At 62.1% G+C, this 13,569-nt stretch carries 14 protein-coding genes and 1 pseudogene; 5 read left to right on the top strand and 10 right to left on the bottom strand.

Annotated features, from left to right (window positions below; genetic code table 11):
* Positions 1–26: 26 nt before the first annotated feature.
* A complete protein-coding gene (locus ABH939_RS01310) occupies positions 27–1,190 on the bottom strand; it encodes a steroid 3-ketoacyl-CoA thiolase (protein ID WP_083057065.1) in 1,164 nt (387 codons plus the stop codon).
* A gap of 192 nt (positions 1,191–1,382) precedes the next feature.
* Positions 1,383–2,009 carry a TetR family transcriptional regulator gene (locus tag ABH939_RS01305; protein ID WP_030536987.1) on the bottom strand — a complete coding sequence of 209 codons (627 nt, stop codon included), beginning with the start codon at positions 2,007–2,009 and terminating at the stop codon, positions 1,383–1,385.
* Between the two features lie 153 nt (positions 2,010–2,162).
* Here ABH939_RS01305 and ABH939_RS01300 point away from each other — a divergent pair, with 153 nt between their 5' ends.
* Positions 2,163–3,695 (top strand): FAD-dependent oxidoreductase, encoded by a 1,533-nt coding sequence (locus tag ABH939_RS01300; RefSeq protein ID WP_404649468.1) that lies wholly within the window; start codon positions 2,163–2,165, stop codon positions 3,693–3,695.
* Positions 3,696–3,774: 79 nt separating this feature from the next.
* Here the strand turns inward: ABH939_RS01300 and ABH939_RS01295 are convergent, their stop codons facing one another.
* From ABH939_RS01295 to hsaA, 7 genes and pseudogenes are all read right to left on the bottom strand, one after another.
* Entirely contained in the window at positions 3,775–4,326 is a 552-nt protein-coding gene (locus tag ABH939_RS01295) for a pyridoxamine 5'-phosphate oxidase family protein (protein WP_404649211.1), read from the bottom strand.
* A 30-nt stretch (positions 4,327–4,356) separates the two neighbouring features.
* Complete coding sequence (locus ABH939_RS01290; protein ID WP_404649209.1) at positions 4,357–5,373, bottom strand: TIGR03617 family F420-dependent LLM class oxidoreductase; 1,017 nt, start codon at positions 5,371–5,373, stop codon at positions 4,357–4,359.
* Between the two features lies 1 nt (position 5,374).
* Complete coding sequence (locus ABH939_RS01285; protein ID WP_054831431.1) at positions 5,375–6,256, bottom strand: SMP-30/gluconolactonase/LRE family protein; 882 nt, start codon at positions 6,254–6,256, stop codon at positions 5,375–5,377.
* Positions 6,257–6,337: 81 nt separating this feature from the next.
* Complete coding sequence (locus tag ABH939_RS01280; RefSeq protein WP_050656857.1) at positions 6,338–6,799, bottom strand: SRPBCC domain-containing protein; 462 nt, start codon at positions 6,797–6,799, stop codon at positions 6,338–6,340.
* Positions 6,792–7,151 carry a helix-turn-helix transcriptional regulator gene (locus tag ABH939_RS01275; protein WP_003940373.1) on the bottom strand — a complete coding sequence of 120 codons (360 nt, stop codon included), beginning with the start codon at positions 7,149–7,151 and terminating at the stop codon, positions 6,792–6,794. The genes ABH939_RS01280 and ABH939_RS01275 overlap by 8 nt, the downstream gene beginning before the upstream one ends.
* A gap of 65 nt (positions 7,152–7,216) precedes the next feature.
* Positions 7,217–8,511: pseudogene (locus ABH939_RS01270) on the bottom strand (glutamine synthetase family protein).
* 38 nt (positions 8,512–8,549) lie between these two features.
* Positions 8,550–9,716: a 3-hydroxy-9,10-secoandrosta-1,3,5(10)-triene-9,17-dione monooxygenase oxygenase subunit gene (gene hsaA / locus ABH939_RS01265; protein ID WP_003940567.1), complete on the bottom strand. Its 1,167-nt coding sequence runs from the start codon at positions 9,714–9,716 to the stop codon at positions 8,550–8,552.
* A 237-nt stretch (positions 9,717–9,953) separates the two neighbouring features.
* Between hsaA and ABH939_RS01260 the strand changes: the two genes are divergently transcribed.
* The 4 genes from ABH939_RS01260 to ABH939_RS01245 are packed head-to-tail and all read left to right on the top strand — an operon-like array spanning position 9,954 to position 12,720.
* Positions 9,954–11,117, top strand: coding sequence for a Rieske 2Fe-2S domain-containing protein (locus tag ABH939_RS01260; RefSeq protein ID WP_058037661.1), 1,164 nt, complete (start codon positions 9,954–9,956; stop codon positions 11,115–11,117).
* Positions 11,095–11,391: a hypothetical protein gene (locus tag ABH939_RS01255; protein WP_003940353.1), complete on the top strand. Its 297-nt coding sequence runs from the start codon at positions 11,095–11,097 to the stop codon at positions 11,389–11,391. The genes ABH939_RS01260 and ABH939_RS01255 overlap by 23 nt, the downstream gene beginning before the upstream one ends.
* A gap of 30 nt (positions 11,392–11,421) precedes the next feature.
* The gene (locus ABH939_RS01250) at positions 11,422–12,210 is read left to right on the top strand and encodes an SDR family oxidoreductase (RefSeq protein WP_020909164.1); all 789 of its coding nucleotides are present in this window, start codon (positions 11,422–11,424) and stop codon (positions 12,208–12,210) included.
* 51 nt (positions 12,211–12,261) lie between these two features.
* The gene (locus ABH939_RS01245; RefSeq protein ID WP_256519921.1) at positions 12,262–12,720 is read left to right on the top strand and encodes a nuclear transport factor 2 family protein; all 459 of its coding nucleotides are present in this window, start codon (positions 12,262–12,264) and stop codon (positions 12,718–12,720) included.
* Position 12,721: 1 nt separating this feature from the next.
* On the opposite strand, the gene ABH939_RS01240 is transcribed toward ABH939_RS01245, so the two are convergent.
* Positions 12,722–13,516, bottom strand: coding sequence for an SDR family NAD(P)-dependent oxidoreductase (locus tag ABH939_RS01240; RefSeq protein WP_081558443.1), 795 nt, complete (start codon positions 13,514–13,516; stop codon positions 12,722–12,724).
* Positions 13,517–13,569: the final 53 nt, after the last annotated feature.

Here is a 13,569-nt window from a genome sequence, read left to right as displayed (position 1 = left end):
CGTCAATTCGACAGTGTCAGTACGGGTCAGATGCGTTCGATAATGGTGGCGGTCGAGAGAGCGCCACCGGCGCACATCGTGACCAGAGCCGTCGACTTGTTCGAGCGCTCGAGTTCGTGCAGCGCAGTGGTGATCAGACGAGCGCCCGTGGAACCGACGGGATGCCCGAGCGCGATCGCACCACCGTTGACGTTGACCTTGGACAAGTCTGCGCCGTGAACCTGCGCCCAGGAGAGCACGACCGAGGCAAAGGCTTCGTTGATTTCGACGAGATCGATGTCGTCCAAGGTCATTTTGGCCTTGTCGAGCACCATCTGGGTGGACTCGATCGGCCCGTCCAGGTGATAGAAGGGATCGGATCCGACCATGCCGGACGCGACGATCCGCGCGCGGGGCTTCAATCCCAGTTCCTGTGCGCGCTCTTCGCTCATCAGCAGTACCGCAGCCGCGCCATCACTGATCTGCGACGAGTTGCCGGCGGTGTGGATATGGCCTTCGATGACCGGCTTGAGCCCAGCCAGCGCTTCTGCCGTCGTCTCACGCAGTCCCCCGTCGCGAGTGACAGTGGCGATCTCACCGGTAGGCACGCCTTCCTTGTCCACCACGGGAGCCTTGACGGGCACGATCTCGCGGTCGAAGCGTCCTTCTGCCCAAGCCTGAGCTGCGCGGCGCTGCGATTCCAGACCGAACGCGTCGACGTCGGCGCGCGTGATCCCACGCTTCTCGGCAATTCGCTGCGCGGAGGTGAACTGGTCACCCATGTCGATGGTCCAGTCGTCCGGGTACGGGTTTCCCGTTCCCGGTGCGTTTGCCTGACCCAGGAACACACGGCTCATAGCCTCGACGCCGCAGCCGATACCGGCCGAGATCTGACCAGACGAAATCAGGCCGGAAATCAAATGCACTGCCTGCTGGGCGGATCCACAGGCGCAGTCGATAGTGGTTGCCGCGGTGCTGTACGGCAATCCGGCGTGCAGCCACGCCTGCCGCGTGACGTTGTTGGACTGCTCACCTGCCTGGGTGACACAGCCGCCGACGATCTGTCCGATGTCTTCCGGTGCGACGCCTGCCCGTTCGAGAACGCCGAGCTGCGCTGCTCCCAGAATCTCGGCGGGGTGCAGTCCCGCCAGGGCGCCGCGACGACGGCCGATCGGTGTCCGAGCGGCCTCGACGATGACTGCATGACCCATGATGTTCGCTCCTTCGTGGAGTTTTCGGTCGGTGAGCTGGCTCACCGTCTAATTTTCTGTAATTTATTCTATTAACGATGTCAGGGCAATGTCCGGATTGACATCAACTCTCAACTGATGCGGATTCAAAAATAGAATTGATTTCAATTTTGCGAACATGACGAACCCTCCCCAGAGAGGGGCGAAGTCACGTCAGTGCCGTGAGAGATTCACCAGAAGCAGGTCGCATCCCTTGCGGATGTCGTACTCCGCATCGGGGATGGAGATTCGACCGTTGAGGCACGATTGGATGACCCCGAACCACAGCTGCATCAGCAGACGCAACCCGGTGTTGTCTTCCTCGGTGGGGTTCTCGATCCCGGCCGCATCGAGAATGATCTGCCGGAAGCCGCGATCGATCTTTCCCACGTCCGGCACCGTCGCGACGTTGGCGGTACTGGACGACTGCAGCATCGCAGTCGAGAGAGCCGGCCGACGCAGTAACCCGCGAGTCGCGCGAACCAATACCTCGTACACCGCATCCTGCGGATTGTCCGACTGAACCTGATGCCTGACAAAGCTGGCACCGATCTGGTCGATCTGCTCGACCATCACAGCGACGAAGAGGTGCGTCTTCGAGGGGAAATAGCGATAAAGAGTGCCGATGGCCACGCCCGCCCGCTTGGCGACCTCGTGCATCTGTACCCGTGAGAGTTCCTTCTCGGTCCCCAATTCGGCCGCCGCTTCCAGCATCCGCACATGGCGCGCCCGCTGCTCGTCCGAACTGGGCTCTGCAGCGTCCCTGACCTCGGCAATTCTCGGCAACGTCGCCCCCATCATCGATTCTGTGTCCCGGTCGCGAACGACCTCGCCAATTCTCTCATCTCGACCACCCATCTCGGCATATTGCCCGCTCAGTGGGACCTGGCATGGCCTTCTCTCCCCGTGCGGTATTCCGTGGACACCCCACCCTCTTGGAGTAAGGACGCAATGATGCAGGACTGGACCACCGAGTGCGACGTGTTGGTAGTCGGCTCCGGCGGCGGCGCGCTGACCGGCGCATACACCGCGGCAGCTCGAGGATTGACGACGATCGTCCTCGAGAAAACCGATCGCTTCGGCGGAACTTCCGCGTACTCGGGCGCATCCATCTGGCTGCCGGGAACCCAAGTACAGGAACGTGCGGGACTCCCCGACTCGACGGAGAACGCACGCACCTATCTGCGCGCATTGCTCGGCGACGCCGAGTCCGAGCGCCAGGATGCCTATGTCGAGACCGCTCCCGATGTCGTCGCACTACTCGAGCAGAACCCGCACATCGAATTCGAGTTCCGTGCGTTCCCCGACTACTACAAGGCCGAAGGCCGGATGGACACGGGACGCTCCATCAACCCTCTCGATCTCGATCCCGCCGACATCGGTGACCTCGCCGGCAAGGTGCGTCCGGAACTCGACCAAGACCGCACCGGTCAGGATCATGCTCCCGGCCCGATGATCGGTGGGCGCGCACTGATCGGCCGACTGCTGGCCGCAGTCCAGAGCACCGGTAACGCAGAACTTCGTACCGAATCCATCCTCACCTCCCTGATCGTGGAAGACGGTCGGGTTGTCGGCGCCGAGGTCGAATCCGGCGGCGAAACCCAGCGAATCAAGGCGAACCGCGGTGTGCTAATGGCAGCGGGCGGCATCGAAGGCAACGCCGAGATGCGTGAGCAGGCCGGCACCCCCGGCAAAGCGATCTGGAGTATGGGTCCCTTCGGCGCCAACACCGGTGACGCGATCTCCGCCGGAATTGCTGTCGGTGGCGCAACCGCTTTGCTCGATCAGGCGTGGTTCTGCCCCGGCGTCGAGCAGCCGGACGGCAGCGCCGCATTCATGGTCGGCGTTCGCGGCGGACTCGTCGTCGACAACGCGGGCGAGCGTTACCTCAACGAGTCTCTCCCGTACGACCAGTTCGGCCGGGCCATGGATGCGCACGACGACAACGGTTCTGCAGTGCCGTCGTTCATGATCTTCGACTCGCGCGAGGGTGGCGGACTACCTGCCATCTGCATCCCGAACACGGCGCCCGCCAAGCACCTCGAGGCCGGAACCTGGGTCGCCGCCGACACTCTCGAAGAACTCGCCGCCAAGACCGGACTGCCGGCCGACGCATTGCGCAGCACTGTCGAAAAGTTCAACGACGCCGCAAAGCTGGGAGTCGACGAAGAGTTCCATCGCGGCGAAGACCCGTACGACGCATTCTTCTGCCCACCCAACGGCGGCGCGAATGCGGCACTGACGGCGATCGAGAACCGTCCGTTCTACGCGGCCCGCATCGTCCTCAGTGACCTCGGCACCAAGGGCGGATTGGCCACCGACGTCAACGGTCGAGTCCTGCGTGCCGACGGCAGCGCCATCGACGGCCTGTACGCCGCCGGCAACACGAGCGCGTCACTGAGCGGCCGCTTCTACCCCGGTCCTGGCGTTCCGCTCGGCACGGCCATGGTCTTCTCGTACCGAGCAGCCCAGGACATGGCGAAGTAACCAGCACAACGAGGACGTGGGGCAGGCAATGTCAGAATCACCTGCCCCACACTCTTTCGCACGGCGACGCGATTTTGTATCACTCCAGGTCGATACCGGGCAACCCGTCCACACTCTTCGCGTTCTTCTCGGCGCGATAGGCGATGAGCCGCTCCGGCCCCCTCTTCTCCGCTACGCGGTCGAGCACGTCACGATCGGATTGGTAGTCCATCAGCGGTACTGCGTATCCGCACGAATCCGAAATGCGCGTCAGATCGACCACGACGATCGACCGCAGCCCCGGGTGCTCAGGGAACCTACCGACAAGCTCGTTGAACGGTTCCGACCCTGCAAGCAGAACGTGTCCGTGACCGTGCAGTCGTACGATCTTCGGCGGGCCTTCAAACGCCATGAACATCAGTGTTATTCGGGAGTTCTCGCGCACGTGCGCGATGGTTTCCACGCCGCTGCCGGTGAGGTCGAGGTACGCCACCCGGGTGGATGTCAGCACCACAAACGATCCGACTCCCCCTTTGGGTGAGCAATTGACCAACCCGTCAGCAGACAACGGTGCGGTGGCAACGACGAACAGCGGTTGAGCCTGCAACCACGTGGTGAGCTTTTCATCGATGCCTTCGTAGACGCGCCCCATGTCGAGAGTGTAGTTCGCGCCGACTGGACGTCACGGGGCAGACGCTGCGGCGGCTCGAATCTCCTCACACATCGCTGCGAAGACGCGGTCGTCGGCGGGATTCGCCGGCACCGCCAGTGCAATGCCGTCGCAGAGACTCGCGTATTTCGAACTCAGCACCTCGGGGAGTTCGGCGTAGGTGCATTGCGTGACCAGCCTGTCGAGAACATCGTCGGTGAGGACGGCAGGTAGTCGAGCCCAATCACCTGCCCGCGCCATCACTGTCAGTTCTTCCCCGACCTCGGATAATCCGAGGACCTCCAGCGCGACTCGGTACGTCGGAGTGGAGTAGAGAAAGGCAAGTTCACTGCGCACCGCTTCTCGTTGAGCAAGTATCGCGGCAGGATCTTTGCCGGTGATCATCTTCGGAACGGCAATCAGTCGCGGCTTCCTTCCTCCTGCCGTCAACGATGGAATGATCCTCTCCGCGAGCACCTTCGGATGGGAGCTGGTGGGGTGAGAAACAAAACCGTCGGCGACGGCTCCCGCCAGTGAGCACATGCGAGAGTTCACTCCCCCGGTCCAGATCTCCGGAGCCGGAACATCGAGCGGCCCCGGATTGAAGTAGGGCTGCAACCGGTCGAAGGTGTAGTGCGTTCCGGCATGGTCGAGTTCACCGCCCTCCTGAAAAACTCGGAAGATCTCGCGTACAGCGCTGACGTAATCACGCAGTTGCGCAACAGGATCCGTCCACGGCATCGAGTACCGCCCGACGATGTTCCCACGCACCTGCGTCGCAAGCCCCAGTTGAAATCGCCCACCCGAGAAACCCGCAAGATCCCAGGCAGCCAAAGCCGTCACCATGGGACTGCGCGCAAACGCGACAACCATCGACGTCCGGACAGTGAGAGTACTGCTGTGCTCGACGGCCAGGGCCGCCACCGCAAACGGATCACGAATGGTTTCGGAGATGTGCACCGTGTCGAAACCAAGGTTCTCGATGCGTCGGACGTGCTGAGCTACCTGCCGCAGCGGAGTGTCGGCAGGTAGCGAGGTCACCAATTCCATATCAGCTCAAAGGCTCCAGGCGAATCGACAGCAGCTTTCCTTCGGTAGCCACCTTGCGAGCGTGTTCGTTGAAATCCGGGGCGGCACAAACGAACAGGGTACGACCGTCGGAACCGCCGAGTCCGCAAGCGAAGACACCGCTGTCGAAGGCAATTTCGTCGACTATCTCCCCGCTGGCGCCCACATGAAGAACACGGCTTCCGAGGGCATCGGCCACCCACATCGAATCGTCTCCGTCGATACAACACCCGTCCGCCGCAACGACGATCTGAGCGAGCGTGGTCTCCATCTCGGCTCCACCAGGCACCGGCCCGAACGACGCCCAGTCGCGGCGTTCACCCAGAGAGCCGTCGGCCTGGACGGCAAACGCACTGATTCGATTTCCCAGCGTTTCGTCCACGAGCAGATCTCCGGTCGATGTCAGAGCCATTCCGTTGGGGAAGTGGAGATCTCGCGCGACGACGTGCACCGATCCGTCGGGGTCGACGCGGAGGAGATCTGCCGTCTCGACGGGGGCCAGGTTCATCAGATCGAACCCGAAGTTGCCCACGTACGCTCGTCCTTGTGCGTCGACCAGCATGTCGTTGACGTTGGCACTGACGTACCCGGACAAGTCTGCGTGCACCACCAACTCGCCATCGGATTCTCGCCGCAGAATCTTCTGGTCCCGCATGGAGACGACCAGTAATCTGCCGTCCGGAAGCCACCCCAGCCCGGACGGCTGCCCTGGAACCTCCGCCTCGACGCGTATGTCTGTCCCGTCCTCGCAGGCCGAAATCACCTGGTAGGTGTAGAAGTCCGATACCCAGATCCGGTTCTCGTGCCAGCGCGGGCATTCGAAGTAGGTGTATCCCTCGAGAACTACCGCAACTTCTGGTGCCATCGGGCTCTCCTGCGTCGGTGAAGAATGGACTATCAGCCCCATTCAATCACCGGCACCGCTGTCGCGGTGTCCGATTCCCGACTAGTCGCCGGCGCGAACTTCGTCCAACACGTCGAAAGCGGATTCCCATCCGTCGTACACATTCCCGTCACCCTTGAATCCCGGAATTCCTACCAGGTGGAAGGTCATTTCGGTTTTGTCACCCCGTTCTGCGAGCGTGACCGTTATCCGAGGTGCGGCATCCACCGGATCACTCGGATTTCCCCAGGTGAAGACCAGCCTCTTCGGCTCGTCGACCTCGAGATAGGTTCCGCCGGTGGGGTACTCGGCTCCGTTCTCGTCGTTGATCATCAGGTAGCGGTACGTTCCGCCAACCCGGGGGTCGATCGTGACGTACTCCCGAGGACTGCTGACACCCTTCGGATGCCACCAGCGCGCCGCCTCGTCGGGGTCGGTCCACGCCTGCCAGACAAGGTCGCGCGGCGCATCGAAGATCCGGGTGATGGTGAATTCTGCAGTGGCATCGACGTTCTGGTCACTCATTGTCCTTCTCCTTCTTCGGTCGACGTTGCTTCAGCTCACGTAGACGCTCGTCGAGGAGGTCGAAGCGTTCGTTCCAGCCTCGCCGGTGTTCGTCGACCCAGGCGCTGGCGTCGTCGAGACCCTCTGCGCGAAGGGTGCACGTGCGCCATTGCGCGGTGGCGGTTCGTTCGATGAGACCGGCTCGCTCGAGCACCTTCAGATGCTGAGAGATGGCGGGTCGACTCATTTCGAACGGCTCGGCCAACTCACCGACGGTCATCGAACCATCAGTGAGGCGAGAGAGCATTTCACGCCTCGTCGGGTCGGCCAATGCGCTGAACACTGCATCGAGTCGGCCACTTCGCTCGTCCATGTAAGCAACTCCTTAATTAAGGAATAGCTTAAACATAGGACTCGACATCTTGCGCGTCAACCCTTTCAGCTCCAGGTATATCGAAGCCGCTCGACGGTTGTCGCCTCGTCCATCTGGGAGAAAGTCTCGCGCTCAACTCCCTTCACTGACACCATCGCTTCGATGATCGACTCCCCGAAGATTTCCTTCGCCACCGAGGAGGAGTTGAACTTCTGCACTATCTCGCGCAGATCGGTGGGGACTCGGGTCACCCCGCGCTCATCACGTTCCGCCTCCGTGAGAGTCGACGGGTTCACCACAATTTCCGGCGGCAATGGCGAGGCATTGCCGATACCGATATGCGAAAGGCCAAGTATCGCAGCGGTCGCCAGATACGGGTTGGCCGATGGATCGACGATTTTCACTTCGGCGTTGGCGCCGTGTGGATTCGACGGTGACTCGGCGCAGAACCTCAGTGCCGCTTCCCGGTTCTCGAGCCCCCAACAGACGTAGGCCCCCGACCAATTGTCCGGTCGCAGCCTGACCCCGGAGAGCGGTGAGGACGCAAAGATGGCCGTGAATTCCGCGAGGTGAGAGAGGATTCCACCCAAAGCTGACGATCCTTTGTCGGTCATCCCGTACTCCTGCCCGCCACCGGAGAAGACGGGCCGCCCACCTGAGTTCAACGAAAAGTGCTGGTGTGCACCGTTCCCTGCACCTCCGACCGTAGGTATCGGTGAAAACGAGGCCGCCAATCCGTGGGCTCTGGCAGTGCGGCTGATCAAGATCCGGGCCAGTATCACCAGGTCGGCAGCCTGAACAGGAGTTGCCGGAGCGATGGAGATCTCGAATTGATCCGGTCCGTACTCTGCATGCACTTGCTCGATATGAAGTTGTGCGCGTTCGGCATTGCGCAGAAGGTCCTTGAGGAAGTCCTCGCGGAGCAGGACTGCACCTAACCCGTACGCCGACCACGCTCCGTTGCACGCATCACCGAAAAGAGTGAACTCGATCTCGTGACCCACCCGAGCTTCCAGTCCGTCGGCGGCAAGCCGCGCCACGACGGCAGTGAGTGCGGACCGAGTACACACGGCAGCCGTCGCACCGTCTTGCTCGTGCAACGTCGCCGGCGCCCACGACACGCCCCCGCCGAGATCACGGAGGTCGGAGCGGTCGATACGCAACCGGAGATCACCCACGACGGAAAAGGAATCGGTGAAGGCAATCCGATCGTCGCTACAGAAGACGTTCCAGCTCGGTGAGACTCCCGCACCGGCTTTCTCGAAGACACCGGTTCGGCCGGCCGGCATCACCTTCGCGCGCGCGCGACACCCGCCATGTCGACGATCGAGCCGATGGTCAGAGCCGGTACTTCCCTCATCCAAAGGCAAATACCCCACCCGGTGACGCGCCAACCCGTCAGATCAGGTTGTCCTCCACCGGCAGTCCGAACGCCGCCCGGCCGTAGAGCGCCAACGCGCGCTCGGGTTCGTTGGCAACGTGAACGCTGCCCGCATGAACGTCACGCCACGCACGCTCGATCGGGTTTCCGCGAGAGAGGGAGTTCCCGCCTGCCGTCTTGAAAAGCATGTCGATCGCTTCCACCGAGCGTTCCGTCGCACGAACCTGATCACGACGCGCACGCAGCCTCATCGAGAGTGGGAGCTCCTGACCGGCCACAGCAAGTTCGTACATCTCCCGGATATTGCGATCCATCTGCAAAATCGCAGCATCGATCTCCGACGACGCACGTGCGACGGCGACCTGAGCGAACTGATCCTCGCTGAACCGTCCACCACCCAAACTCAGACGGACGCGCTCACGCATCACGTCCAGGTACCCCTCGTAACAACCGGCGACGATGCCCACACACGGCGCGGCAACCGTCGAGGTGAAGATGCTCCCGAACGGAAGTTTGTACAGCGGGCCAGGATTGACCGCTTGGCCAGGCCCACGCAGTTGTGCGGTCTCGTAGTTGCGCTTCAATCGGTGCTCGGGAACAAAGGCCTTCTCGACCACGATCTCGTTGCTCGCGGTGCCGCGCATCCCCACGACATCCCACACGTCACGGATCTCGTAATCGGTGCGCGGCACCAACACCGTCATGAAATCGACGGGACGACCATCCATGCCGACCACCATCGCTCCCAGCAACGCCCAACTCGCGTGGTCGCAACCGGAGGAGAAACCCCACTGGCCCGACAGTTCGTAGCCTCCGTCCACCGCCGTCAGTCGACCGACCGGCGCATAGGCGGACGAAATGAGCGTCGTCTGATCCTCTCCCCACACGTCGGCCTGCGCTCGGTCGTCGAAAAGTGCAAGGTGCCACGGGTGCACCCCCACCACCGACGCGACCCAACCGGTCGAGCCGCAGGCAGCCGAGATGGCCCTGACCACTTCGTAGAACTGAACCGGGTCGCTCTCGGCACCTCCGTATCTTTTCGGCGCCAGCATGGAGAAGACGCCGGCTTCGGACAGCTCCCGGATGGTCCGTTCGGAGATCTTGCGCGAATCGTCGACCTTCTGAGCGCGGGCCGCGATCTTCGGGAGCAGATCACGGACTGAACTCAGAACCTTGTTGACCATGGGAGACACTCCTCGCACCGAACCGTGAGGGAGCGGATCGGCAGATAGACATAACGGCTGCCCCGTCACGATATGTCGGTCACGCGTTCCGGTGATCGGAAGTCCCGGAGGCCGGGATCAGCCGCCGGATCCTCGCGCTCGCCGATGGTCCCGGCCAGTGAGACGAGACCCCAGAGGCAATTCACGCTCCCCTAGCGTCGGGCGTCGACACTGCCCCTGGAAAGGACGGGACTCATCGTGACGATCACTCAGTCCGACAACGACGAGGTTCGCGAGATCCAAGCTGGAACCGCGCCTACACGCTTTGCGCGTGGATGGCACTGCATTGGACTCACGGAGTCCTTCAAGGACGGCCAGCCGCACTCCATCGAGGCGTTCGGCACCAAACTGGTCGTCTTCGCCGACAGTGAAGGCAACGTCAAGATCCTCGACGCGTACTGCCGTCACATGGGTGGCGACTTGAGCCAGGGCACCATCAAGGGCGACGCCATTGCCTGTCCGTTCCACGATTGGCGCTGGGGCGGCAACGGCAAGTGCCAGAAGATTCCGTACGCACGCCGCGTCCCCCCGCTGGCCAAGACGCGCGCCTGGCAAACCCTCGACCAGGACGGCATGCTCTTCGTCTGGCACGACCCCGAGGGCAACCCGCCGACCGACGACGTGGCTATCCCCCGCATCGAAGGCGCGCTCAGCGACGAGTGGAGCGACTGGGTCTGGTACACCACGACCGTCGACACCAACTGTCGTGAAATCGTCGACAACATCGTCGACATGGCGCACTTCTTCTACGTGCACTACTCCTTCCCGACGTACTTCAAGAACGTCTTCGAAGGCCACGCCGCAACGCAGTACATGCGCGGCGTCGCTCGCTCGGACATGCGTCCCCACGCAGCAGGCACCCCGAAGATGGTCGGCAGCAACTCGGTTGCCACGTACTTCGGCCCCTCCTTCATGGTCGACGACCTGACCTACGAGTACGAGGACTACAACGTCGACTCTGTGCTCATCAACTGCCACTACCCGGTCAGCGCTGACAAGTTCGTGCTCCAGTACGGCATCATCGTCAAGAAGTCGGATCGCTTCCAGGGTGAAGCCGCCGACGCGATGGCCGCGAACTTCGGCACGTTCATCGCCAAGGGCTTCGAGCAGGACGTCGAGATCTGGAAGAACAAGACTCGCATCGAGAACCCGCTCCTGTGCGAAGAAGACGGCCCGGTCTACCAGCTCCGTCGCTGGTACGAACAGTTCTACGTCGATGTCGCGGACATCGCTCCCGAGATGACCGAGCGCTTCGAATTCGAACTCGACACCGCGCGACCCGTCGCAGCCTGGCAGAAGGAAGTCGAAGACAACCTCGCTGCAAAGAGGGCAGACGAAGATGCAGCCTCTTCAGTGCGCTGAGTGCAAGGCTCAGGTCCTGGTCCAGAAGAACAGTTGGGAACACACCACCGTTCAGTGGAGTGACCAGGCCCGCGCCCAGTGCCTCGAAATCGCCGACGACCGTGAATTCGGGCAGCGAGAGGGACGACCCGGTGCCCCTCGCAAGCAGTGCGGCGCCTTGATCGCGTCCATCGTGAACGCTGCAACAGCGGGCGAACTCGAGATCCTCAACGACGAGCCGGTGCCTCAGCCGATCGTCGACGACAGCGAACCCGTACCGACTCCGTTTCACTAGTCAAGCCAACATCTTTCGAAGAAGGTAGTAATGATCGATCCTCAGTACTACGGCCCGTGGGCAGTCATCGCCGGCGGTTCAGAAGGTGTCGGCGCAGGGTTCGCCGACGAGCTCAGCAAGATCGGCATCAACCTCGTTCTCATCGCCCGCAAGCCGGGCCCGCTCGAGGAGACCGCGGCCAAGGCACGCGCCAACGGCGTCGAAGTACGCACTCTCGCATTGGATCTGCTCGTTCCGGACGCGCTCGATCAGATCAAGGCTGTCACCGACGACGTCGAGGTTGGTCTCCTCATTTTCAACGCCGGCGCCAACAGCTACGGCCACGAGTTCGTCACCGGAGATCTGACGGGATTTGCCGGAGTCATCGAGCTGAACATCAACAAGCAGCTCGAACTCTCGCACCACTTCGGCGGATTGATGAAGGATCGCGGACGCGGCGGCATCATGCTGCTCGGTTCGCTGGCCGGATTCATGGGCTCCGAGCACCAGAGCATCTACGCGGCGTCCAAGGCATTCGGGCGCATCTTCGCCGAAAGCCTGTGGCTCGAACTCCAGCCGTACGGCGTTCACGTCGTCGAGTTCATTCTCGGTGTCACTCGCACACCCGCTATGATTCGCGCGGGACTGAACTTCGACATCCCGGGCATGAACGTCGCAGAGCCCGAAGATGTTGCACGTGAAGGTCTCGAACACCTTGCCGACGGCCCGATCTGGGTGGCTGCAGGAAACTACGAAGGCGCCAAGAAGCGCAGTGGCTTCCCCCGAGACAAGATGGTCAAGGGCGCTGCCGAAGCGATGCGCAAGCTGCTCAACCGCTGACATCTGCTGTGCGCCTTTATTAACCCCCCGACGTTAAGAAAGGCGCACAGCATGAGCATCGACATCACCACTCTTCTCGACGAACGCGAGATCACCCGCTCCATCTTCGAGTTCGCCCGAGCTATGGATGCGCGAGAGTGGGATGAACTCCACCGGATCATGATGCCGGACGCTACGGCAGAATTGGGCACCGGAACTCTGCGCGGACCCGCCGAGGTAGTGGCGTCCATCCGCTCGTTCCTCGACGAGTGCGGTCCCACCCAACATCTGATCGGTAACGTGCTGGTCGAGGTGGTCGGCGATCTCGCCACCAGCCGCTCCTATGTCAGCGACATGCATGTGGGCACCGGGAGCAAGGCTCACCTGAACTTCTTCACCCTCGGCGACTACCACGACTCATGGGCGCGGATCGACGGAAAGTGGCGAATGACGCACCGCACCAAGCATTCACACGCCAGTCAGGGATCCATCGAGGTTCTGGGCGCCGGCCCCAGCGGTTGGCGGAGCTGATTCAGCTCAACATCGACGAACGGCCGGTCGCGAGCGGACTCTTGCTGGTGAGTCCGCCGTCGACCACCAGGGTCTGCCCCGTCATGTAGCGAGATTCGTCCGAAGCCAGGTAGACCATGGCATGCGCGATGTCTTCGGGTTCGCCGAGGTAAGGCAGGGCGTTTGCCTGCTTCATGCCGTCGATGACATCAGCGGGGATGTTGTCCACGAGAGCGGGTGTCATGATCGCGCCCGGCGCTACGGCATTGCACCGAACGCCGTTTGCTCCGTACTGGACTGCGATGTACTGCGTCAGACGAATGACTGCCGCTTTGGCGGATCCGTAGGCAGACTGCAGGGAATCCCCGATCAATCCACCTACCGAGGCCGTGTTGACGATCGATCCTCCACCGGCACTGTTCATGTGCGGAATGGCAAGTCGTGAAGCGACGACAGTGCTGCGGACGTTGAGCGACATCACGCGATCCCACTCGTCCAAGTCCATCCGGAGCAGGTCGAGATCCTTGCGCGGGTTACTACCGCCCACGTGATTACACAGGACGTTGATGCCGCCGAATTCGGCGACCGCCTTTTCGATCATCGCTGCCAGAGAGTCCTCGTTCATGACATCGACGCCGAAACCCAGCGCAGTGCCGCCGGTCTCGCGTATCGCCGCCGCCGCTTCCTCCGCTCGAGCTGGATCGAGGTCGGCGACCAACACCTTGGCGCCCTCTGCCGCCATGAGTTGTGCTGCTGCACGACCGATTCCACTGGCGGCGCCTGTGATCACTACATTTTTGCCTTCGAGCCTGTTCATATTCATTCCCTTCGCGGGGAATCGCCGTACCCGGATCTCACGTGCCCGAAGTT

The sequence above is a fragment of the Rhodococcus sp. 27YEA6 genome, assembly GCF_044908235.1.
Taxonomy (GTDB): Bacteria; Actinomycetota; Actinomycetes; order Mycobacteriales; family Mycobacteriaceae; genus Rhodococcus_F; species Rhodococcus_F qingshengii.
Note: the sequence above shows the minus strand (reverse complement) of the source record. Positions and strands in the feature narration are given on the sequence as shown.